At 23.1% G+C, this 255-nt stretch carries 1 pseudogene (only partly in view); it reads left to right on the top strand.

What is annotated here, in order from left to right:
• Positions 1 to 131 precede the first annotated feature (131 nt).
• Positions 132 to 255: pseudogene (locus LUA84_RS05125) on the top strand (hypothetical protein); its annotated part runs 32 nt beyond the window's last position; the annotation flags it as partial.

Consider the following 255-nt stretch of genomic DNA (forward strand, 5'->3'; position numbering starts at 1 on the left):
AACATCATATCCTTCCTTGTTCTAACATCTTTTTTACTTTTTGTTCATAATAATAACCAATTTTATAATCTACTTCCCATTTCAAATNNNNGAATTTAAACAATTAAAAATATTGTTTTAAATATATTTTTATGGATATAAATGATTATTTTTCAGAAATTAAGAAAAAAACATTAGAAGCCTATGAGATTGCAAAAAAGGCAAGATCTTTATCTTTAGATCCTGTTGATGATGTTGAAATACCAATTTCTGAAG

The sequence above is a fragment of the Candidatus Nanopusillus massiliensis genome, from assembly GCF_920984865.1.